The organism is Mesorhizobium sp. M1B.F.Ca.ET.045.04.1.1 (genome assembly GCF_003952465.1).
Taxonomy (GTDB): domain Bacteria; phylum Pseudomonadota; class Alphaproteobacteria; order Rhizobiales; family Rhizobiaceae; genus Mesorhizobium; species Mesorhizobium shonense.
On sequence record NZ_CP034448.1, the window covers coordinates 1492120 to 1514000 of the forward strand.

Annotated in this window: 12 protein-coding genes and 3 pseudogenes; 3 read left to right on the forward strand and 12 right to left on the reverse strand. The window is 58.9% G+C overall.

Annotation, left to right across the window (positions count from 1 at the left end):
* Positions 1–80: 80 nt before the first annotated feature.
* Positions 81–392, reverse strand: a pseudogene (locus EJ071_RS07325) (IS256 family transposase); the annotation flags it as partial.
* An 834-nt stretch (positions 393–1226) separates the two neighbouring features.
* Between EJ071_RS07325 and EJ071_RS07330 the strand changes: the two are divergent.
* The gene (locus tag EJ071_RS07330) at positions 1227–1844 is read left to right on the forward strand and encodes a DUF2285 domain-containing protein (protein ID WP_245460313.1); all 618 of its coding nucleotides are present in this window, start codon (positions 1227–1229) and stop codon (positions 1842–1844) included.
* A 787-nt stretch (positions 1845–2631) separates the two neighbouring features.
* On the opposite strand, the gene EJ071_RS07335 is transcribed toward EJ071_RS07330, so the two are convergent.
* From EJ071_RS07335 to EJ071_RS07365, 7 genes and pseudogenes are all read right to left on the reverse strand, one after another.
* Positions 2632–4107 (reverse strand): NAD-dependent succinate-semialdehyde dehydrogenase, encoded by a 1476-nt coding sequence (locus EJ071_RS07335; RefSeq protein WP_126102500.1) that lies wholly within the window; start codon positions 4105–4107, stop codon positions 2632–2634.
* Positions 4108–4512: 405 nt separating this feature from the next.
* Entirely contained in the window at positions 4513–5778 is a 1266-nt protein-coding gene (locus EJ071_RS07340; RefSeq protein ID WP_335930842.1) for a pitrilysin family protein, read from the reverse strand.
* A 9-nt stretch (positions 5779–5787) separates the two neighbouring features.
* Positions 5788–7092, reverse strand: a pseudogene (locus EJ071_RS07345) (pitrilysin family protein); the annotation flags it as partial.
* A gap of 1950 nt (positions 7093–9042) precedes the next feature.
* A complete protein-coding gene (locus EJ071_RS07350) occupies positions 9043–10353 on the reverse strand; it encodes a HAMP domain-containing sensor histidine kinase (RefSeq protein ID WP_167509388.1) in 1311 nt (436 codons plus the stop codon).
* Positions 10354–10367: 14 nt separating this feature from the next.
* Complete coding sequence (locus EJ071_RS07355) at positions 10368–11027, reverse strand: response regulator transcription factor (RefSeq protein WP_126097376.1); 660 nt, start codon at positions 11025–11027, stop codon at positions 10368–10370.
* A gap of 619 nt (positions 11028–11646) precedes the next feature.
* Positions 11647–12081: pseudogene (locus EJ071_RS07360) on the reverse strand (helix-turn-helix domain-containing protein); the annotation flags it as partial.
* Positions 12082–12325: 244 nt separating this feature from the next.
* Complete coding sequence (locus EJ071_RS07365; RefSeq protein WP_245458615.1) at positions 12326–12784, reverse strand: response regulator transcription factor; 459 nt, start codon at positions 12782–12784, stop codon at positions 12326–12328.
* Positions 12785–13538: 754 nt separating this feature from the next.
* Between EJ071_RS07365 and EJ071_RS07370 the strand changes: the two genes are divergently transcribed.
* Positions 13539–14660, forward strand: a complete 1122-nt coding sequence (locus EJ071_RS07370) for a DUF418 domain-containing protein (RefSeq protein WP_126097377.1) — start codon at positions 13539–13541, stop codon at positions 14658–14660.
* A 1542-nt stretch (positions 14661–16202) separates the two neighbouring features.
* A complete protein-coding gene (locus EJ071_RS07375; protein WP_008874821.1) occupies positions 16203–16415 on the forward strand; it encodes a cold-shock protein in 213 nt (70 codons plus the stop codon).
* Positions 16416–16643: 228 nt separating this feature from the next.
* Here EJ071_RS07375 and EJ071_RS07380 read toward each other — a convergent pair whose 3' ends face one another.
* The 4 genes from EJ071_RS07380 to EJ071_RS07395 form a co-directional block, all read right to left on the reverse strand.
* Positions 16644–17114, reverse strand: a complete 471-nt coding sequence (locus tag EJ071_RS07380) for a MucR family transcriptional regulator (RefSeq protein ID WP_024505385.1) — start codon at positions 17112–17114, stop codon at positions 16644–16646.
* An 894-nt stretch (positions 17115–18008) separates the two neighbouring features.
* Positions 18009–18551 (reverse strand): tetratricopeptide repeat protein, encoded by a 543-nt coding sequence (locus EJ071_RS07385; protein ID WP_081714429.1) that lies wholly within the window; start codon positions 18549–18551, stop codon positions 18009–18011.
* Between the two features lie 53 nt (positions 18552–18604).
* On the reverse strand, positions 18605–20668 hold the full coding sequence (gene sctV, locus EJ071_RS07390) for a type III secretion system export apparatus subunit SctV (RefSeq protein WP_024505383.1): 2064 nt from the start codon (positions 20666–20668) through the stop codon (positions 18605–18607).
* A gap of 232 nt (positions 20669–20900) precedes the next feature.
* The gene (locus tag EJ071_RS07395) at positions 20901–21791 is read right to left on the reverse strand and encodes a hypothetical protein (protein WP_024505382.1); all 891 of its coding nucleotides are present in this window, start codon (positions 21789–21791) and stop codon (positions 20901–20903) included.
* Positions 21792–21881 lie beyond the last annotated feature (90 nt).

A 21881-nucleotide genomic window follows, 5' to 3' on the forward strand; every position in this document is an offset into this window, starting at 1 on the left:
CAGCGCTGATATGCGCCTGATCGGCAAGGAAGGCTGGCAGTTCCGATGGAGCTATGCTGGAATTTGGGCGACGAGGCTGATCAAGCGGCGCTCTGCGGCTTCGTTTCGATGACCTGGATTCCGTCCAGGAACCTGGCACCTGCGATGAGTTTCGGCAACTGATTTTGTCCTTTCAATCGTCGCCACTTCCTGGCCGCGGCCAACAGCTTGAAGACCATCAGCTGGGCGGTTTTCGAGGATAGCGAGCCCTTGGTGCGAACCGTGCGATAGCGAACGGTTGCAAAGACGCTTTCGATGGGATTGGACGTTCGCAGATGATCCCAGTGTTCGGCGGGGAAATCGTAGAGCGCCAGCGACGCATTCTGATCTTTCGTCAGGCAGTCGACCGCCTTGGCATACGCCTCGGCCTCCATCTCGATCGCATGCGCAAGCAATTTGCGCGCGCCGCTGCGAAGTACATCCGTCAGGGTATCATCGATTTCGTCGGGCTGACGAAGGCGAACAATGTGTTGATAGTCTCGTTCATGGCGTATCACTCTCCTTGAGAGGTACTGGCAGGCTTCATCACCCGCCTCGATACGCCGCTCTCCTCAAGCCGCCATCATCCAGTTTCCGCCATGGCTCCCCCTGATTGATCCGCTTCACCTGTGCAACTGCACAGGCTGCCCTAGCGGGGAGATTGGCCTCCAATGGCGAAAACTTGCCGCAGGAGACCCTCCGATGACCGTGCCTATGGCGCCGCCGCTACGACAACTTGCCGACAAGCAGCGTGCGATCCACTGCCGCGCTACTGCGCCTTCAAGGGACGTCTGGATCGCGACGCAGGAGCCGATGACCGTTACGGGATCAATTCCAGGTCGCGCTGGCCGTCGCTGTGCCAGTTCGACGGTCTGGTGGCAATTTGGGCACATCTTCTGTCGCCGACAGTGGCGATGGCTGACGCTTCAACGAAACGGGGTCTTCGACGTCTGCTGCCTTCGCCGATGCTTTGCGAAGTGGCATAATGTTTCGACGCACGCAGGCGCGGGCAGGGGATGTCAGTCATGAATCTCCTGACTGGCGCGGATCAGGCCGATTGGCGGGATGAAAGATCATACGACTACACCGCTGGCCTGACGCTGCGGGAGTGGGCTTGGGAGTTCTTACGCCGCAATCCAGCGTTCCAGCGCGATCTGACCGCTGCGCGCCAGCATTGCAAGACTTGGTCTCTCCAATCCTTTCTCGATATGGTCGCGTCGGCCGGCGACCTGTCACGCTGGGGTGTTCTGTTTCGCGGAGTCTTGTGGCCGCGCTTCGGTCGTATTCTGGTGTCCGCTCTGGTGCGTCCATGTGCTGCCGGTCATTGCGGAACGGTTGCCTGCCTCGTCGCCGACACCGCCGTTCGAACTCTCGGCATTGCCCTGTCGTGCAACCGTCCTGCTGGCGCCCGACAAGAGCCAGCATGTTCTTCTTCGCAATGCGGACCACGCGCTGCAGCTCGCCGTCTCGGGCGCGAATATCCTCCACCCTGTTTGCCTGCATACGCAAGCCATCTGGCCCGCGGTGCTTTTAAAGCATCGACTGAGGGGACTGGAGTGCCTCAATGCTCTCAGTCTAGGGCAACAGTTGCCCCCCGCTTGTTTGCGCCGGAAAAGCGCGGCGTCCGTTTGTCCTTCGTTCTTCGTGCGCTCGACGGTTCGCTCGCCGGAGCACCTCATCGCGAGCTCGCCGAAGTTCTCATCGGTCAACGGCGCGTCCATGCCGACTGGGCGGATCCTCGCGATCATCTGCGCGACCGCATCCGTCGGGCCGTCTCGCGTGGCCGCGCGCTCATGAATGGTGGCTACAGAGATTTCCTAATTTGAAAAGCGACAGTCCGCGCTGTGCGTCGGTGGATGAACGTTCGCTCGCAGCTGTACCCGTCACCAACAGTTCGCCCGCCGACAGGACTGCATGGCGCCTTGCAAGGTGCGCTCTGGTCTAGCTTGTCGATGCCGCAATGAGATGGGCGAGGGTGCCAAGGCGGTGGTTCATTAGGGCCGGCCTCGACCTGGACGCACATCATTGGTCGGAAAGCGGCGTGCACCGCAATGTCGCCATAGCAGCCAAGATCCTTTGAGTCCGGACCTGCAGTCCTGTTGGACCGGCGGGTGCAACAATATGGAGGGATTTGAGGCCTCACACCGCTCCCTGGTCGACAGCTCGGTCAGACATAGCACCCACCGCTTGATTATGGAAATGGTGTGCCTGGAGTGCAGCGAGTAGCGGCTTGCTGCGCACTGTCCTAAGAACAGCAGTCATGACCCGTCTGGGGGTCTGCAACACGACGATTCAACCGCTTGGGCATTGTCGCATATCCCCACAATGTAGAATGCGCAACAGGGCAAAAGCTGATCCATCGGCGGTTTATCAATGCTTTTTGGCTTGGCACGGCACATGCAACGCAATCGGCAAAAGGCGCACGAACTGAGTGGCCCATCGGCCCTAGGAGCGCTGACTTATGCCCTCCCAAGGCATGTCCGGCCCGGCAGCGAGCTCAGTCTCCTGCCGGGCATCCGTGTTTCAGGTCAACGGCGTTTGGAACTTCCAATTAGGTGGCGGCATTGGCCGCAGGCCGCCCCCCGGTGGGGCGGAGAGACAGTGCAGCAGGTTTCAAATCCCGCCCATGCAAAGATATTTCATTTCCAGATAGTCCTCGAGGCCATGACGGGAACCCTCCCGCCCGATGCCGGATTGTTTGATCCCGCCAAACGGTGCCGCCTCCGAGGACATGCGTCCCGTGTTGATGCCAACCATGCCATATTCCAGAGCCTCTGCCACACGCCAGACCCGCTTCAGGTTTGAGGCATAGAAGTATGCGGCGAGGCCGTAGATCGTGTCATTGGCCTCGCGCACGACCTGATCCGCATCGTTGAAGCGAATGATCGGCGCGAGCGGCCCGAATGTCTCCTCTTGCGCGACTGCCATGACGCTGGAAATCTCGGTGAGGACCGTGGGTTCGAAAAACGTGCCATTCTTGCCGATACGTTGGCCCCCACATCGTATTGTGCCGCCTTTCGCAATGGCATCTGCGATGTGAGACTCGATCTTGGCCAGAGCATGCCTGTCGACGAGCGGTCCGATGTCTACTCCGGCACCGAATCCGTCGCCAACCGACAAGTGCCGGACTTTCTCCACGAATTTCTTGACGAACTCATCGTGAACGCTCGATTGGACGTAAATACGGTTCGCCGAAACGCAGGTCTGGCCGGCATTGCGAAACTTCGCCTGGATCGCACCGTCAACAGCAGCGTCGATGTCGGCATCATCGAAGATGATGAAAGGTGCGTTGCCGCCGAGCTCAAGGCTAACCTTCTTGATCTGGTCAGAGCACTGACGCATCAGCAGCCGCCCGACCTCGGTCGAACCGGTGAAGCTGATCTTGCGGATCTTGGAATTGGTGCAGAGTTCACGGCCGACGCGATCACCTTCGGACGCATAGATCAGGTTGACCACGCCATCGGGAAAGCCGGCCTGATGGGCAAGGGCGAACATTGCGCCAGCCACGAGCGGCGTCTGTTCAGCGGGCTTGAGCACGATCGTGCAGCCCGCAGCCAAGGCCGGCGAGATCTTGCGCGCCACCATGGAGGCCGGGAAATTCCATGGCGTGATCGTGCCAACAACGCCGATGGGCTGCTTGATCACTAGCATTCGGCGGTCTGTCGAGGGTGCCGAGATCGTCTCGCCATAGACGCGATTGGCCTCCTCGGCATACCATTGCAGATACGCCGCCGCATGCGATACCTCTGACACGGCTTCGGCAAGCGGCTTGCCCATTTCCGCGGTCAGAATCGCGGCGAGATCGCCTGCATGGTCGATGATCAGCTGATGCCATCGCCAAAGAACGTCGCTACGCTCTCGGGCAGTCAACGCGGCCCATCCCGACTGCGCAACATAGGCCTTGTCTACCGCAGCACGTGTCTCCTCCACGCCCATATCGGGAAGCTCTGCCAAAACTTCGCCGGTCGACGGATTGACGACCTCGAACGTCTTATTGCCAACCGGTCTGCCGAGTGCCGGCAGGCGGTCGATGGCTCCAAACAGGTGCGGGGATTTCAGACGGCGGATCATCGGCAGGCACAGGGGCAATACCGGATTCCTCCTCAACGCAGCGAACATCCAGGTCGACAGGCCGTCGGTGTGTATTCTGCACCAGCGGGTTCGTCCTAGGGCCTCGGCAAAGCAGTTGGTAGACCAAACATACGACAACAGTTCCGTTAGTTTGAGTGCCCGCGGTTCATCAGTTGATGGATTGAGCAGCCGGATGTTTGCTTCATCCACCCGCTGCCTGCTGGTGGCGTGCGAGTGTATTCTGCAAAAGGCGGCATGCATGCTGAGGAGCGCCTTTTCGGCGAGAGGCCCCTGGACCGCCAATGCCGCGCAAGGCCCGCGAAACGACTCCGCGGGTCTGCATGATCTGCTTGGCCCACCGGCCTCCATATTCGCTCTTCCCACGAGAAGCCCCAAGGAAGAAGGAAGGCGAGATGAGTTTCTTTACTCATCCTTGCCGCCCAGCGGCGGGCCGACCACCAAAATGGCGGGCTCGGCCGAAAGCAGCTTCTTGGCCGCCGCCTTGACCTGTTTGAGCGTCACCCGACCGATGCTGCGGGCGCGACGCTGGTTGTAGTCGACGTCGGCATTTTGAATCTGCAAATCCAGGAGCCGGTCTGCAATCGAGCTGGTCGAGCCCAGACGGTCAATGGCATAGGTGCCGATCAGGTGCTTCTTCGCCGCCTTGAGCTCGGCCCCGGTCGGTCCTTGCTGCGCCATCTGCTTTACCACCTCTCGCACGATGCTCAGCGTTTGGGCGGCGCAATCCGAGCGTGTCTCTGTCGTAACCAGAAGCTTGTCAAGGGTCAGTTCAGAGCTGACGTGATAGGCAAGGCCGCGTTTTTGGCGTACCTCCTCGTAAAGGCGGGAAGTCAAGTATGAGCCGCCAAGGATGTCGTTCATCAGCACGGCGGCGTAGAAATTCGGCGCGCTACGCTTCACGCCAGGCCAGGCCAACGTTAGCGAAGTCTGCGGCAGGTCGTAGTTCTCCTCCACCAGTTGACCGAGTTTCGGCGCGACATCGTAGACGGGGACGAGGGTTTGTTGCTCAGGCAAATCACCAAACAGCTGGTCAAGCCTTTCCCTCAACGTGTTCGCGTCAATGTCACCCACCACGGCAATATGGAGCCCGTCGCGAGCGAAAATGGCCTGGTGGAAGGCGAGGAGGTCGGACGGCGTGATGCCGGCGAGGCTCTCTTTTGTGCCTTCTCCCGGCCTTGAACAAGGATGCGCGCCGTAGATCGCGCGCAGCCATTTGCGCTGAGCGATTGCGCCAGGGTCTCGCTCGCTGCCGACGATGCCGGAGACAATCTCGGCGCGGACGCGATCGATCGGCCCCTGGTCGAAGCGCGGCGCGTTCAGCGCGAGCCGAAGCAGGCCGAACGCGGCGTCCTGCTTTTTGGAAAGCATGCACACCGATCCGTAGATGTCGTCGCTTTGCGCGTCCAAACTCATTTCGGCGCCGGCATCGTCGAGCTTCACCTGGAAGGCATCGCTGTCGTAATGGCCAGCGCCTTCGATGAACAGGCCGGCCATCAGTTTGGCCATCCCCTCCTTCCCGACCGGGTCCTGCGTGGTGCCGCCGTTGAAGGCAAAGCCGATGTTGACGATTTCCACTGTGTGGTCCTCCACCAGCCAGGCGATGATGCCCTTTTCGGACTTCACCTCCTGGATGTTCATCGCAGCATGGGGCTGAGCGCCGAGCGTCATCTCTTGATTCTCCGTCTTGGGCAAGAGATAGCCCGTGGTCGAACGGTCGAACGCGAGATAGCGGGCGGCAACTGCTTTGATTTGCGCGGCGGTAACCCTGCGGATGCGAGACGGCCGTTCCTCGACATCTTTCACGGTGCCGCCGGTGGCCAGCGTCGAGCCGTAGATGCAGGCGAGGTCGTCCTGGTCGTCTTCGGCAAAGATCATATCGCGCACAAAGCGCTCCTTGGCCTTGCCCAGTTCCTCGCTGCTGACACCATCCTTGGCAATGCGAGCGACTTCGGCAGCGGCCGCCGCTTCGAGATCGGCCAGCTTGGCATCGCCGCGCGGCGCGCCATAGATGGCGAACCTGGTGTCGTCGAGCATGGTGCCCTGGAAATAGGCGCAGGCGCTGGAAGCGATACCTTGCTGGACAGCGAGCGCCTGGTAAAGCCGGCTGCGGTTACCGCCGCCGAGGATTTCGGACAGCAGGTCGAGCGCTTCGGCCTCGCCCGGCTTGGCGGTATGGTAAGACGGCACCACCCACTGCGTCGAAAAACTGGGCACGCTGACGCGGGCGTCGGAGAGCGTGACGGTGCGCCTGGTGTTCTGCTCGGGCTCAACCGGCCGGATGCGCGGCGGCAGGTCGGGCCCGCGCGCCACCTTGCCATAGGTCTTCTCGGCCAGCACCTTCACCGTTTCCGGCTCGACATCGCCGGCCACGATCAGCACGGAGTTGTTGGGCCAGTAGTATTTTTCATAGAAGGCGGTGGCGTCGACGCGGTTCAGCTGCTCGATCTCCTGCATCCAGCCGATGATCGGGATGCGATAGGGCTGGTTCTGCCACAGCGTCGCGTCGATCTCCTCATGGAGCACGTCCTGCGGGTTGGTGTCGGTGCTTGAGCGGCGCTCCTCGATGACCACGTCGCGCTCGGTCTTGACGACATCGTCGGTGAGGATGAGGTTTCGCATTCGGTCGGCCTCGAAGCTCATCATCAGCTCGAGCGCCGACGGCGCCACTGTCTGATAGAAGGCGGTGTAGTCGGAGGAGGTGAAGGCGTTGTTGGAGCCGCCGATCTCGAACACTGCGCGGTCGAATTCGCCGCCCGCATGGTTGGTCGTCGCCTTGAACATCAGATGCTCGAAGAAATGGGCGATGCCGGATTTGCCCGGCGGCTCGTCGGCGCTGCCGATCTTGTACCACACCATGTGGGTGACGATCGGCGCCCGGTGGTTGGGAATGACGACCACCTCCATGCCGTTGTCGAGCACGAAATCCCTCGCCTTGCCGTCCTCCCATGCGACGGGGATCGGAGCCGGCCCCGCGCCGACCAACTCGGACGCAACGGACGTCCTGCGAAGCCCATGAGTGCGGGGCTTGCTTGGTAGTTCTGGTAGGGAGAGTGGGGTTATGGGCTGCGTTCCTGGCAAAGTGATCTGTTCCTCATTTTGAAGGATCTATGTCTCCCGAACGCCTATTGGGAGAAAGTGGATCGGCACGCGACGCCGAGCCACATGAGCCGTCAGCGTGTTGCTGGGCCTGACGCGAGCCTCATCTTTGGATGCGTCCGGGAAACTTTCGGCATGGTGAGGCCATGGGAAGTCTGCTCGTTATCCATTGGGTGTTTGCGGATACCTGAGCATGCCCCGTGCCAAGTAAGAAAGCCCCGATTCGCAAGGTTTGATCCAACCTTGATACTTGCGATATCCGACATTGTCGGGCATCCGACAGAAAGCGCCTTTCGCCGGCGCGCCGGCTATGACGCTCGCCTCCTCCGGCGTGACGACGATCCTTTGGCGGGCGCCGCGCACACCGATCTGCCCGCCTATCAGCACCGCGACATCGAAGGACAGCGCGATCGTGACTGGATGGGTCTTACGCAAACATGCAGCAGTGCCACCGCGATCAGGACTTCATCCGCCCCACAAAGACCCGAGCGCGAGGGACGACGTGTAAGGCAACATGTCATCCTCGATAATGATGCCGCGCATAAAGAGGTAAGGTCCCTCGTCGTACCGGCGAGCCCCTTCGCTGGGTCTCGCGAGGGTCTGGTTTGCGAACGTCGACCGACAGCATCACGGCATGGGCGGCCCCATCGGTAGGCAAGCATTGACCGTGCCATCAGCGTTGAGGCAGCGCAGAGCCCAATTTCCCGGTGCCAGCCGGTACGTTGGAGCTTCAACTGTGGCCAGCCAAGCGGGCCGAGGCCGTGAAACTCCTGATACCCTGGACCGTCCGGATTGCAACGCACGACGCCTTGGTCTCGCGCCAACGTCCATTGACGCTCAGCGAAGCATCATGCGGACGAGCTGGGAAAGCTTGGCCGGGCCGGCGCCTTCCCAGGCGCACGGGACGCGCGACGACCCATGTGGACCTTGGATTTCACTACGCACTTACGCTGCTTTGGCCTTGTCAGCAGCCTGAGCATAAAGCGTGCTCAGCTTTCAGGGCGAGCCTCTTTCATGTTGATAGCATCTGTCGTCATTCAGGATCGCCCCATTTTCGCATGCCGCTTGCAGCTTTCAGACTGTTGTCAGCCAGGGCCGCCATAAAGGGTCTCGTTTAACGCATTCGGGAGGCTTCATGACTCGACCACATTAATTTCGGGCGGTTCGCCGGCGCTCCGAATGGCACTTAACACCAGATCCTCTCCAAACCCGTGATGATCCAAGAGGAAAACGAAAAATCCCTAAATCAGAAAAAAGCACCGATACGGTCGGCTCCAGGCTGATGAAATTGCGGTCTCACTGGCCACGCACGATACTTGCGATGGCGATGGCCATTGCAAAGGCCGGTCAAGCACCCAAGACGCTGACAAGCACGCCTCCGACCAAAGCTCGATCGTTGGCAGCCTTTCTAGCCGTATACTTGGGGCATTTTGGGCCGGCGATCCGGACGCCGATTAAAACCTGCCGGTCGTCTAAATGGAATGGTTGGTCCGGGTCCTTACTGGACCTGCGCCAACCCGATCGGGCCGGCGCACAGGGGCACCCAGACAATTGGACACGTCGCCTTTGCGCGGCGGCTTGCACTTTCTCGGATGGCCTCTTTTCTCCCCGGGCGAAATCGAGCGAGCGGTGAGGCGGAGCCTTCGATTTTGCCGATCATGTCGTGTCGCTTCGATCGAACTGCTCAGACGATGATAGCGGCATTGATTGCCGCGGCCGAAATGCGTTGTGTGAAGTACGATTTCTACGCCGTATACATACTGCCGTACAGTTCGCCATGTCAGCAGCCTTGCCAGCAATCCGCCCTGTGTCCAAATGTCGTCGAATTCACCGGTGTCATTGAGGAATTCGTATGATCGCCTCGAAACCATCATTGCGACCGCGGGCGGGCGACGCAAGCTCTAGACTGCCACCGATCCGCTGGATAACCATGTTAGCGATATGTAGACCAAGGCCTGAGCCCGCAGCAGGAGTAGCACCACGACTAAATCGCTTTGTAAGCCCTTCGAGGTCGGGGAGGGGCACCACCGGTCCGGCGTTTGCAATAGCGATGGTTCCATCAGTTTGGACGGAAACTGTTGTCGGAACAGTGGGCAGTCCATGTATCAGCGCATTCTCGATCAGGTTACGAAGGAGGATCCCAAACGCATCGACATCCACTTTGCGCATCAAAGTGGGGCAGCCGTCGACGTTAAGATGCAGGCGTCCGGCATATTGCGGCTTTTTCCTCAGGTCGTCGATTTCCAGCCGAACCGATCGGACAAGATCGATCGCGTGATCCGCCATGCCAACCCCCGATTCGGCTTGAGCGAGCTGAAGCACTTTTTCGACAAGGCGGCCAAGGCTCGACAGCGCTTGCTCGATGCCGCGCGCACGCATTTTGGCCGACCCATTGGGAAGCTCGGCCACTAATCTCTGCATCTGAGCGATTGAACCTGCGATCGGCGTGCGCAGTTCATGCGCACTGTTTGCGGCGAACTCGCGTTCGGCCTCGAGAGCCGCCCGCAGACGATCGAGAAGCCGATTGACGGATGCCGCGATTGGAGCCAACTCTGCCGGGAAATCGCCCAAGTCCATTGGTGACAGATTGCCGCCGTCGCGCGATCCGATCTGCTGTCGCAGTACCTCGATTGGCCGCAGCGAGCGCCGGATCACGATCCACCAAACAGCTAAGCTAAAGGGCAGGAGCACGAGTGTCGGAAGGAAGACAAAAAGTGCGCCCTTCGCGATTGTGGTACGGCGGCCATGAAGCGGTTCGGCCAACTGATGATACACGCCGTCTTGGATCTCCTCTGTGTAGACGCGGTAATCAGCGTTTCCCCAAAAGCCGTTACTCAGGGGAGCATCAGGGAAGGGCTGCTGACCCTCTTCCGGTTCAGAAATAAGCACTATCCCGTACTTATTAATAACCTGCTCACGATAGGTAAAGTACTTTTCGTAAGTGGGAAAGTTGTTATTGTATTGATCAACGTGTTTTCCATTCAAGACCTTGATCAGCTCTGGTTGTCTGTACTTTGCGCTCCCCTGGAGCAAGTCATCCGAACTTTCGTTTACATAATTGCAAAAAATGAACGCAGCCATGGTTGGGGCGGCGATCCAAACCAGGAGCGTTGCCCCGCCTAACCACGATAGCAGCTTTCTCGTCATGCTGTTCGAGTTCGTCATGTGACCACGAGCCTGTATCCGGAGCCACGCACGGTTGCTATTCTATCCCCGCCGATCTTCTTGCGGAGCCGGCTGACATAAACCTCCACTGTGTTGCTCTCGAACTCCGAATTGAATGAATAAAGCGCGTGCTCGATCCTCCCCTTTGAAACGACCGAACCGGGCTGGCGTAGAAGGCAGTCGAGCACCGCCCATTCGCGTCCAGACAGGTGGACCTCCTGCCCGTCGCGGAAGAGGCGTCGCTCGGCTGCCTGTATGGAAAGCGTCCCAACCGAAAATTGCGGCTCCGGAAAATGCCCTTGGCGACGTGCCACTGCACGGATGCGTGCCGAGAGTTCCCCCAGATCGAACGGCTTGACCAAATAGTCGTCGGCGCCAGCGTTGAGCCCCTCGATGCGATGCGAAATCCGATCGCGGGCTGTCAGAATGATGACCGGCGTTGTATCAAGCCCCTTGATCAGCTCCCGCAGATAGTCGATGCCATTGCCGTCCGGCAGGTGAACGTCGAGCAAAATAACGTCGTAGCCGGCCACAGCTGCATGACCGCGCGCTCCGGACAGGCCCTCGGCCCAGTCGACCGCGTGGCCACCAGCCACCAAATGATCGTGCACAGCACTTCTAAGGTCGTCGTCGTCTTCAATGAGCAGTATTCGCATCAGGCTGCCGAGCTCCGGTATGAGGGCAAGGCTCCTGCCTTATTGATCGAAGCTGACAGTAGGCTGAACCGGCGCCAGCGAATATCTGGGGGCTTTCAGGCTGCTGTCAGCTACAATTGCAAGAAAGGGGTCGTTAACAAAGCCAAACGAAGAGCCCCTATGAAACCCCTCCTGATCTCGGCACTTTTGCTCAATGTGACCACCGGCGGCTGTACACTGGTTGGCGGGCAATTCGACGTGGCGGTCAACGAATGGCAGCCGCGCCACGCGTCAATGTCCAGGCTTGAAACTGACAGGTGTCTTAAATACGAGGGCACCGTAGCGGGTGCCTCCAGTTATCGAACAGTGCCTAGCAGGTCAGAAGTGCACTTTGACCATAGGGGTCGTCCGTATTTTCGGCGCTCGCGAACAGAGTCGACGGTCAATCGATGCGCCACTGCCAGAGTCTGGAACGGTCAAGTGTTTGTTATCCCCCGTCCGGGCCATATTCTCTGCCGAGGACCAAGAAGGCCCTATTTTCGGTGCCCACGAACAGAGCCAACGGTCAATCGATGCGCCACTGCCAGGGTCTGGAACGGTCAAGTGTTTGTGATCCCCTGTCCCGGCCGTGTTCTCTGCCGAACTCGCCCTTGTAGTCGGCACACCAAAGATCGTTAGGGCGACAGCCGTTTGAAAGTGGTGTCCCCGTCGCCCTGTTGCGCCTGCGCTTGCGGCGCTCGACCATGCCGTGGCGGTCGAGCACGGCATGCACGGTCGAGATCGCGGGCCGGTGCACATCCGGATACAGCCGGGCCAGCCGCTCGCGTATCTTCGGCGCACCCCATGTCGGCTTGTCTTGCTTGAGGCGCACAATCAGCTTCTCGATTTGAAACGGAAGCTGATTGGCGTGGCGATAGGGCCGCCGCGATCGGTCCGTCAGCCCCTCCAGGCCGCTGTCGTTGTAGCGCGTGAGGATCTTGTAGCCGGTCTTGCGCGAGATATCGAACTCCCGGCAAAGCACCGCCATCTTCTCGCCGTCCAGCAGCCGGGCGACGAACTTCAGCCGCTCTTCCATGACGTTACACTCCTTCCAAGGCACCTTGCTCTCCTTGCAAAGGGCCGAAAGTTTAACCCATCTATCCGGAATGAACTGTCACCCATCTCTCGGGAAGGGCAGTCATGGCCAAGGCAACTGGAAGCCGAATTTTCTTTTAGAGTATGAATCAGCGCCGTCTGCCGAAAAGCGCGTCCACGATCTTCCCTTTTGAAACGACCGTGCAGGGCTGGGGCAGACGGTAGTCGAGCACCGCCCATCCGCGTCAAGTCAGGTAGACCTCCTGCCCCTCGCGGAAGAGGCGTCGCTCGGCTGCCTGTATGGAAAGCGTCCCAACCGAAAATTGCGGCTCCGGAAAATGCCCATGGCGACGTGCCACTGCATGGATACGCGCTGAGAGTTCCCCCAGATCGAACGGCTTGACCAAATAGTCGTCGGCTCCAGCGTTGAAGCCCTCGATGCGATGCGAAATCCGATCGCAGGCTGTCAGAATGATGACCGGTGCCGATTCAAGTTCCTTGATCAGCTCCCGCAGATAGTCGATCCCATTGCCGTCCGGCAGGTGAACGTCGAGCAAAATAAGGTCGTAGCCGACCACAGCTGCATAATCGCGCGCTTCGGACAGGTTCTTGGCCCAGTCGACCGCGTGGCCACCAGCCACCAAATGATCGTGCATAGCACTTCCAAGGTCCTTATCGTCTTCAGTGAGCAGTATTCGCATCATGCTTCCGAGCTCCGGTATGAGGGCAAGGCTCCCATCTTATTGGTCGAAGCTGACAATAGGCTGAACCGGCGGCAGCGAATTATTTGGGGAGCTTTCAGGCTGCTGTCAGCTACAACTTGCAAGAAAGGGGTCGTTAACAAAGCCAAACGAAGAGCCCCTATGAAACCCGTCCTGACCTCGGCACTTTTGCTCAATGTGACCCCCGGCGGCTGCATCAGCAAATTGATTTGGGAAACAGGCGCGCCGGTTCTAATGACCGACGCAGGCCGAGGTCTGGAACAGCTGGACCAGCGAACGGCGTCTTCGGTTTTTCAGGCAACAGCCACATGGAAGAATATGATTGGCTCGACCATGCGCCGAGCTTTGTCGAACGGATTGGTCGCGGGCGCACCACCACAGATTATGGCAGGTTTACGCCCTGGCCTTGACACCCGGGGTGATCGTCACCGGCGGAGCCGCGGCGTACTGATCGGATATCCAACGTCGCTGAGTCTCTCGTCGGTGCAGTGGATCTCTCGGCTTAGCCATCATGCAAAAAACGACGGTTCCGCGACACCACTTTTCAGGTCCGTGACACAGGCTTTGTGAGCCGATCTGTTGTTCTTACCCCAGGCTAATGGCTGAACAGCTCTGTCGCCGGCTCGATGCGCCAGATGGCGCGATGTTTTGAACCCTTTCACGAGGCGACGGCAGCAGCCGACCGGCTCTCCTATCGCGGCTCCCGCGATCCACACACCCAACAAGGGAATCTACCATGGTAATGAAGGCACCGGTTGCCGACGCTAGGAATGGGTCGGTAGTAGATCGGCTGGTCGGCATCGACCTCGCTCGGGGCCTGGCTGTCTTCGGGATGTATGCCGCCCATCTCGGTCCCGACCCCGGCGAAGGAGGACTAGTCGGGTTTCTGATGGAACTAACCCATGGGCGGCCGTCGGCCCTGTTTGCCGTATTGGCCGGTTTTTCAATCCTCCTGATTACAGGTCGCAAGGCGCCGAAGTCGGGGATAGCCGGTAGACAGGCCATCGCCAGAGTCGCAATTCGTGCCCTTGTTTTGCTCGCGCTTGGCTCAATCCTGGGCTGCCTCGGTACCCAGGTCGAAGTCATCCTAGAATACTACGGAATTTGCTTCTTGTTGGTATTGCCGCTCCATCGGCTCAGCGCATATCAGCTGGGCTTGATCGCTGCCGCTACGGCATTAGTTCTCCCGCAAGTCCGTTCCTCCCTTCTGTCGGTTGCCCCCAACCTCCTCGACCCGGTCTTCAACCTCATGGTCAACGGCTACTATCCCGCGGTGACCTGGGTTCCTTTCCTCATCGCTGGCATGGCCATCGCGCGCCTTAATCTTAATACGCTAGCAGCGCATTGGCGCCTTGGTCTGGCGGGGGTCGCGCTGGCCGTGTTGGGCCATGGGGGATCCTTGCTCGCGCTGAGTTCCCGCGCTTTGACTGAAACCTCCTTGTGGTGGTCTGACGTTGACGGCGCTTTTGAGCCTTCCAAGTCGTCATTTATAGTCAAGTCGTCATGGATAGCCGCACCTCATAGCGAAACGACGCTTTCGATCGTGGGCAGCACCGGTTGCGCAATGATCATCTTGGCGGCTTGCATGCTCGCTGTGGATGCGCTCCCGCGTCTGCGAAAGCTGGTCTGGCCAATAATCGCAGTCGGCTCGATGTCTTTGACGGCCTATGTGCTGCACATTGCGGGAATAGCCTATCTTATGAAGATAAACATTTTCAAAGACGAGAGCCTGTCCACGCTCTTTGGCTTCGTTGTGGTTATCAGCACTTTTGCGGTGCTTTGGCTGCGCGTCTTCCAGCGAGGACCGGTGGAAGTGCTGATGGGTAGGGTCGCAGATCTCGCGCGTCACATCCGCTGAGCACCGCCGCGCCCCGGCCTCCCGATCACATTACGGACAAGGTGGGGCTTTGTCCAAAGCTTGTTCGCGGCAGGGGAGGGTACTTCCTCCCACCCTGCCGCCTTGTTGATGGAAGCTAAAACGGTCGCGCAGGCGCTAGAGTTGCATCGGCATAATCAGCTTAAACTCGCGAAGTTAAACCCGCGGTTGGTCTATCTCGGCCCGCCTCACCTGAAAGGCTAAGGTATCCGTTTCGGTCAAGGGTTTTAGGGGCCATTTTCGCTGCGCCTTGAGGAGAGCGTTTGCTAGGATGAGGAGCTTTCGCAACAAGATGATGACCTTTGCGGGTTTGCCTGCCGCCTTTAGCGCCTGGTATTTTGCCTTGAGGTCGGGGTTGAAGCGCAGGGCGAAGGCCGGGCATGTAGAGGGCCTGGCGAACATTGGCCCGGCCGCCCCGGATGAAGGCGCGGCCGCTCCATTTTGCCGAGGCCGGCGAGGCTTGCGGCCTTTGGTTCCGAGTTCCGGCATGTCGATGGTGAGTGTGCAGGCGGTGGCATCCGATGCGCCATATGCTGGTCAGGATTTCGCGGCGCTGGACAGCGTCGGGATCGGCTTTCATGAGGGTAAGCATCGTCTGATCGATATCGCTGAGTTCACGTGGATCTGCTTCCAGCCACTCGTTGTTGTGGCGCCTGAGCAAGGCAAGCGGTCAAGGTCTGGCTCTGGTGCTGGCTGCGGTGCGATCCCCGCACGGGCCAGGTGCCGATCGTGTCGACGATCCACCTCGCCGCGGCCAGAGAGCTGCTACTCTCTTCCGCTGTTCATTCTGGCCTCTTCGCAATGAATGTCATAAAATCACCTGTCGCAATTAATGGTTTTTGATTTGGCTCCAACAGCTGGCAGATATCGCCGAGAGTTCCGCAGAGAGCGTCGAAAGTTTTGGCCGCCTTCTTCCGCAGCCGCGCCTTGAGTTTTGAGCAGACCTGTCTTGATCGGGTTGAGATCGGGCGAGCATGGCGGCAGGATCAGGAGCCAGTGCCCCTTTGGCCAACCAGTGGGCGGCGCGTACCTTGCCGACAATCTGGGGTTCCGAACCCGACAGTTGGTTTTCAACCCGACAGTGGCCCGCCTCAGAGCAGGCTACCGCCCTTCGGAGCAGGCAGAAGCTAATCGAGGTTCGCGGGTTCCGGTTTGAATGTGCAGGTCGCTGCGCGCCTGATCTTTCGGTCTGGCGGCACATGACAAAAACCCTCATTTTGGCCGACGATACCCGGTCAGGAGCGGGTATCGCAGTCGAGAAGCGACCCGAGCACGTCCACAAGATGTGCCGAGTTTGCAAGGTGTGTCATTGTTTCTGTCAACGTTCGAGCGACAGCGCACGACGAAACGTCTGGCATACGCCTCGTCTGGCACGCGCCTCGCATATGTTGCAGTTGCTGCTGGAGATCAGGCGATCGAGTGGGCCTTGCAATTTTCCGATTTTGATGCGCCTAAAGTCTCGTGTACAAATCAGGCTGGCGTGAATGGCCTGCCTAAGTTGCGACTTATTACAAAGGAATGGATATGGCGACTGGAACGGTGAAGTGGTTCAACAGCACGAAGGGTTTTGGTTTTATTCAGCCTGACAACGGCGGTCAGGATGTCTTTGTCCACATTTCCGCTGTTGAACGAGCGGGCCTGTCGACCCTTAATGAGGGCCAGAAGATCAACTACGAGGTGGAACAGGATCGCCGCACGGGAAAGTCCTCTGCAGGCAGCCTCAGCAAGGCTGGCTAACGGTCCGGGAAAGCCTTGGCAAGGTTCGTCATCGCCGGAACGCATTGACGGCTCGAAACCCGGGCCGGAGCATGCAAGTTAATGCCGCGGCAGGGATTGCTGGAGCCATCATGAATTACTCTGGAAATGAGGCTCTTGGACGGGAAAGGCGGGGCTCATCCCCGCCCTTTGATTCCGCGCAGATTGGGCCAACGGCTGCTGCGCGTCCGAACGACTGTTGATACGGATTTAGGCTGCGACCTTCTTGCGGGTCCGTTTCGCCGGCGCCGTGGCTGGGGCTTCCGGCTCTTTCGGTTTGCGGCCGAGTCCCATGGTCTTGGCCAAGGCGGAGCGCGCAGCGGCGTAATTCGGCGCCACCATGGGATAATCCGACGGCAGACCCCATTTGGCGCGATATTCGTCTGGGGTCAGACCATAGTGCGTCGCCAGATGGCGCTTTAGCGATTTGAATTTCTTGCCGTCTTCAAGGCTAATGATGTAGTCCGGTTCGATCGACTTTTTGATCGGGACAGCAGGTTTTTTTACAGGCACAGGCTCTTCTGCCGGTATGAGTCCAGCCGTGCCGTTTAGAGCCCCGTGCACTTGGGCGATCAGGGCAGGAAGCTCCCCCGCCGGGACGGGGTTGTTGGAGACGTAGGCTGATACAACATCGGCAGTGAGCTCGATGAGGATGTCGGTCTTGTGGGGTTCTTCTGTCATAAACTTCTCCGGGCAGCTTGAAACACAGTTGGGCGAAGTGTCGCTTCATAGTGGCGGTTGCCGCTGAAAGCAAATGGATCGACGGGTGCGCTGCTCCTCCACCATTGAAGTCTCGGCGACGCATCCCGTCATCGTCCATCGCTAAAGGCAGCGTATTGAATTATGGGAGCGGTCGCGCCCGCCCCACCATAGCGATACAGCAAGACAATCAAAAAAGCCGGTCTTTGCTTGGCCCCAAATCTTTTCTCCTTTCGTGAACGCTGAGCTGCCAAGCTGCTACAGTTCACCTCGCGGGGCAACCGTGCACAACACAGGAGTCGCCCGAGCGATACATTCTTCACTTGCCGCTTATCAGCGCTGGTGATTGCACTTTGCAGCCTGCCTCCGGACCCGCAGCGCTCACGCTGTTGGTTTTGCGCCTGCAGGCGTCGGAAGTCGGATCGCCGCAGCTAATTTCCTCAGGCGGACGAATTCAACAAATCGATTGTTTGGATCGAAGGCATCCACACCATCGATGCCTCTAGAATAGGATCCAGCTACAATCACCGTGCTGTAATGGCAGGGACGGCCAGCACAAGCGCGACACGATCCGGCGGGTCCATCGCTGCGTTACGTATTCATGGCTACTGCATCGGGCGCTCGGTCGACCGCCTTAAGCCAGGTCGCCGCATTGCGAGACGGTGACCGGCGAGGGAGAGGGCGCTCTGGCAACGAAGCGAGGCGGGTGGCCTTGCGGGTGGCCGCGTGATGTCATCCGGCTCTCCTGCCGATCTCTGCCGGCCAGATCTGGAGCAACTGTTTTGCATAGATATGGCTCTCTTCAGGGGGCCATCTATGATGGGAGCCGAGCGCGTGTTCGAGCCGGGGAACAGGCTGCGCATGCACTGTGCCCACCTATTGCGATCGTGCTAACCTTGGTTGTTTGGACTTGCCGTTAAAGGCAAGCGACAGATTGAAGTTATGCTGCACCATCTGATTGCCTGGCTCGTTTTCGAGAGCTCGCCGATACAGGGCCTGTGCCGCGTCATGCCGCCCCTCAATGTCCAAAATCACGCCCTTCGCATTCAATGCACGTACGTTTCCTGGGGCTGCAACCAAGACGCTGTCGAGCACCTCAACCGCTTCGTGCGGGCGCTTCTGGCCCACCAAGGCATTTGTAAGTCGTATCGCCGCATCAACATTGTCCGGGTGCTGCTTCACCTCATCCCGCAAAGCCCGCTCTTGAACATCCTGACCAACTTCGCGCAAAATGCGTTCGCGCATAGCCGGATCGATTTGATCGGCGCTGAGCAACTCGGGGGAAGATGTCTCCTGCACGGAAAGAGCCGGCTTTTGCCAGCTGGCGCAACCGCCCAAAGGCAGAATGGCGAGTACGGCAAAAAGAAGTGAGTTCCGGCGCAGAAACATAGGCGATGGAGAAACTGTATTACTATTCATGTTATCTCTCAGTTATCGGGGAGGCGCGTGGCGTTCAGTTAGGAAAGGTGGGACTACTCTAACAATCCGCTGTTCGATCCGTGCGGGAGTGTGACGGATCCTGCGGGGCGAATTGTAAAGTCGGAGGCGAGGTCTTGATAAGACAGCACGGCGAGATCAACCCCGTTTCGCGTCAGAAAGCCGCGGACGAAACGTCGGACATCCATCGACGTCAACAGAATAGGGCGGGTTTGACCCGGTTCTGCGTTCGAAAGGACCTGACGTATCTGTGATAGCATCGCTTCGCTTTGCCGATCCTCCAGTGCGAGATAGGGGCCTGCATCCGAATCTCGAACCGCGCCACGCATCACATCCTCGCTCTCGCGCTCGACGACCAGGGCGGACACGATGCCCTCCGTGTTGGCATGGCGGTGGCAGATCTGTCGCTTCAAACCAGAACGGACATATTCCGTCAGCAGGGCAACGTTCTGCTCACGCTCGCTCCATTCGGCCAATGCCTCCAACACGAGACGGGTGTGGCGGATTGGGATACCTTCCTCCAGGAGGCGGCGCAGAACATCGGCAATCCGAGGAATCGGCGTCGTGCGTAGCACCTCTTTCACAAGCTCAGAATATTCCTGCTCCATTCGGCCCAGGAAATGTCGGGTCTCTTGGATGCCCACCAATCGCGGTGCGTAGCGGGTCAACGCTGCATGGACGCGCAAGGCGAGGAGTTCGCCGGGAGCCCTATGCTCCGTGCCGGCGCCCGTAAGGGCCTTTGCAGGGGTATGTTCAACCGGGAGTGTGTCCGTTTTCGGCTCACGTCTAAGGGGGACACCGCTCGAGTCGACGTGCGCTACATCGGCTCGGAGCGCCATCTGGTTTGGATCTAAGGCGTCCTGTTCGACTGGCACGCCCTCGACATCAATTCGGAATTGCGATTCAGGCAGCTGCTCGTCAACCAAGACAGGGATGCGAGGAACGATAATGCCCAGATCGGCTGTGACCAGGAGCGAAACGCGCCCAATATGTTTTTGCAATTCGGCTTGATCGACCGCCTGCATAAGATCTGGCGCTAGAAAAAATGCGATCGGGAATTCCTTCGCAGGCGCGGCTTGCTTAGGCTCCGCTGCAGTTCCACCTTTCGCATCGGCAGTGCCGGCGCCCAGCACATCAGCCTTGACAATGCTTACCGCAGCGAACACTGCGGCCAGCATCAGAAAGACGGGGAGGGGAAACCCAGGAACGAACCCCATTACAACCAGGACGCCGGCCGCCAGTCGCAAGGCTCGAGTGCTGGCCGTGAGCTGACTGACCATTTCTGTACCGAGGTTGATCCTCGCCGTCCCAGTCACACGGGTGACGATGGTCGCCGCAGTAATGGAGAGCAGAAGGGCCGGAATCTGCGATATCAATGCATCGCCTATCGTCAGCAGAGTGTAGTGATGCAGTACCTCGCCGAAGGACATGCCCTTGGAGAGCAGGCCGATCGAAATTCCACCCAGCATGTTGATGCAGATAACCACCAGCCCGGCGATGGAATCGCCCTTCACAAATTTCATCGCGCCGTCCATCGCGCCATAGAGTTGGCTTTCCTTCTCCAATTCGGCGCGCCGCCGGCGGGATTCGTTGGCATCGATGTGGCCGTTGCGTAGCTCTGCGTCGACCGCCATTTGCTTGCCCGGCAGAGCATCCAGCGTGAAACGCGCCGCCACTTCTGCCACCCGTTCGGCACCCTTCGCGAGGACCATGAATTGCACCATGGTGACGACCAGAAATATGACGAAACCCACCACGATATTGCCTGAAATGACGAAATCGCCAAAAGTATGAATAATGCTGCCGGCCTCCCCCTCGGCCAGGATCAGTCGCGTCGTTGCGACCGTGAGCGCGAGACGGAATACAGTGGAAATCAAAATAACGCCGGGCAAAGAGGAAAAATCAAGTGGAGTACTGACATACAGGGCAACCATCATCAGCAGTATGGCCAACCCCATATTGAATCCTATCAGGGCGTCGACCACCACGACCGGGATAGGCATGACCATCATCGCGACAGCCAGAAGCAGCATCAACGCAACCATTAAATCCGGGCTGGCCGGCGCACGCTTGATGAAGTCACGCAGGACGTTGGCCATCGAGACACCTTTGCAATCGGTTGAGACTTACTCTGCTGTTACGCCATGAAACGTGGCTTTCGAACTCCGAAGGCGCCTCAGCCTTGGCCAGCGCGTGACCCTGCATGAGAGCCACAAGCAGGCGCGAAATGGCTGGGCAGCAAATGTTTCCAACGCAGCCAGCTTGTCAGCACCGAGCGCGACAGGATGTTTGGCTGGCCATAGAGTGCTGCTTGATGGGGCCTGCGAGCTTTCAATATTGGAGAGCAGCAATGCGGCCATTCCTGCTCAGCAGCACACGGCTGTCCTCAATACGTTCGACCACCCATCCATCAGCCAAAATGGCGCCGACAAAATACTTCTCGCTGTCGATGACAATATATGGTTGGACCCCATGCCACACAGCTTCGACCGCGATTGCGGATGGCGCCTTCTCCTCTTTGATGAGCACTCCGTTCACCAGTGTTAGAGTACCCTTGGTGCGACGATCGAACGATTGCTGAAGCTTCTGCCAGCTGATGACCGATTCAGACGTGACGGTGCCTTCGGCGGTCACAACACCCTTTGCCGACCCAATCTTGACGTCGAGAAGACCCGCTCGATCGACTTCCTCCTGCAGCTCTTGGGCCGCTGCCTCCGTAAGTTCATTGTCAGCGCGGTGACTGATCGTTCTGGACGCGACTTCAGCCCGAAGTGAATTGGGGCTCGATCCACTTGCATTGCCAAGATAGGAGATCGTGCCTGAAAGCGCGCCGATCCCGAGTGAGCTGATTATGACCATGGCGAGCACACCGATCGGTAGGCGCGGTATGCCGGTCGAACCAGGCGGCTCTGCATCCTGCACGGACAAAGCAATGGACATCTCGCCTACGAGCAGGACGACAGGAAGGGGCACAACAACGGACTGGCCTGCGGCGATATTCCGGTTGCCCTCGATACTGAGTCCGGGTGCAAGCGCCTCCAGTTCGATCGACTTGCCAAGAAGAGTTACACGAAGGTGATGCGGTGCCAGTCCCTGCTCGACAAAGACCAAATCGGCATCGAAGCCGCTGCCGATTAAACACTTTTGAAGATCCGTCTTGCCGGTCAGACCGCAATAGTGCCCCGAACGCACTTCGAAACGGAGGGAAACGGCGTCATCCACAGAGCATCTCTCAAACAGGATAGAAGCCGCATGGCAATTGCCATGCGGCTCATTTCGGGACTACGTCGCGTCAATAAGGAGACGCGCTAG

Excerpts from the sequence above, each read along its gene's own strand:
- EJ071_RS07330 (WP_245460313.1), top strand. The coding sequence starts at position 1,227 with ATGGTCGCGTCGGCCGGCGACCTGTCACGCTGGGGTGTTCTGTTTCGC.
- EJ071_RS07365 (WP_245458615.1), bottom strand. The coding sequence starts at position 12,784 with ATGATGCGAATACTGCTCACTGAAGACGATAAGGACCTTGGAAGTGCT.
- EJ071_RS07380 (WP_024505385.1), bottom strand. The coding sequence starts at position 17,114 with ATGACAGAAGAACCCCACAAGACCGACATCCTCATCGAGCTCACTGCC.
- EJ071_RS07350 (WP_167509388.1), bottom strand. The coding sequence starts at position 10,353 with ATGACGAGAAAGCTGCTATCGTGGTTAGGCGGGGCAACGCTCCTGGTT.
- sctV (WP_024505383.1), bottom strand. The coding sequence starts at position 20,668 with ATGGCCAACGTCCTGCGTGACTTCATCAAGCGTGCGCCGGCCAGCCCG.
- EJ071_RS07385 (WP_081714429.1), bottom strand. The coding sequence starts at position 18,551 with ATGAATAGTAATACAGTTTCTCCATCGCCTATGTTTCTGCGCCGGAAC.
- EJ071_RS07355 (WP_126097376.1), bottom strand. The coding sequence starts at position 11,027 with ATGCGAATACTGCTCATTGAAGACGACGACGACCTTAGAAGTGCTGTG.
- EJ071_RS07340 (WP_335930842.1), bottom strand. The coding sequence starts at position 5,778 with ATGACGCTCGGCGCTCAGCCCCATGCTGCGATGAACATCCAGGAGGTG.
- EJ071_RS07370 (WP_126097377.1), top strand. The coding sequence starts at position 13,539 with ATGGTAATGAAGGCACCGGTTGCCGACGCTAGGAATGGGTCGGTAGTA.
- EJ071_RS07375 (WP_008874821.1), top strand. The coding sequence starts at position 16,203 with ATGGCGACTGGAACGGTGAAGTGGTTCAACAGCACGAAGGGTTTTGGT.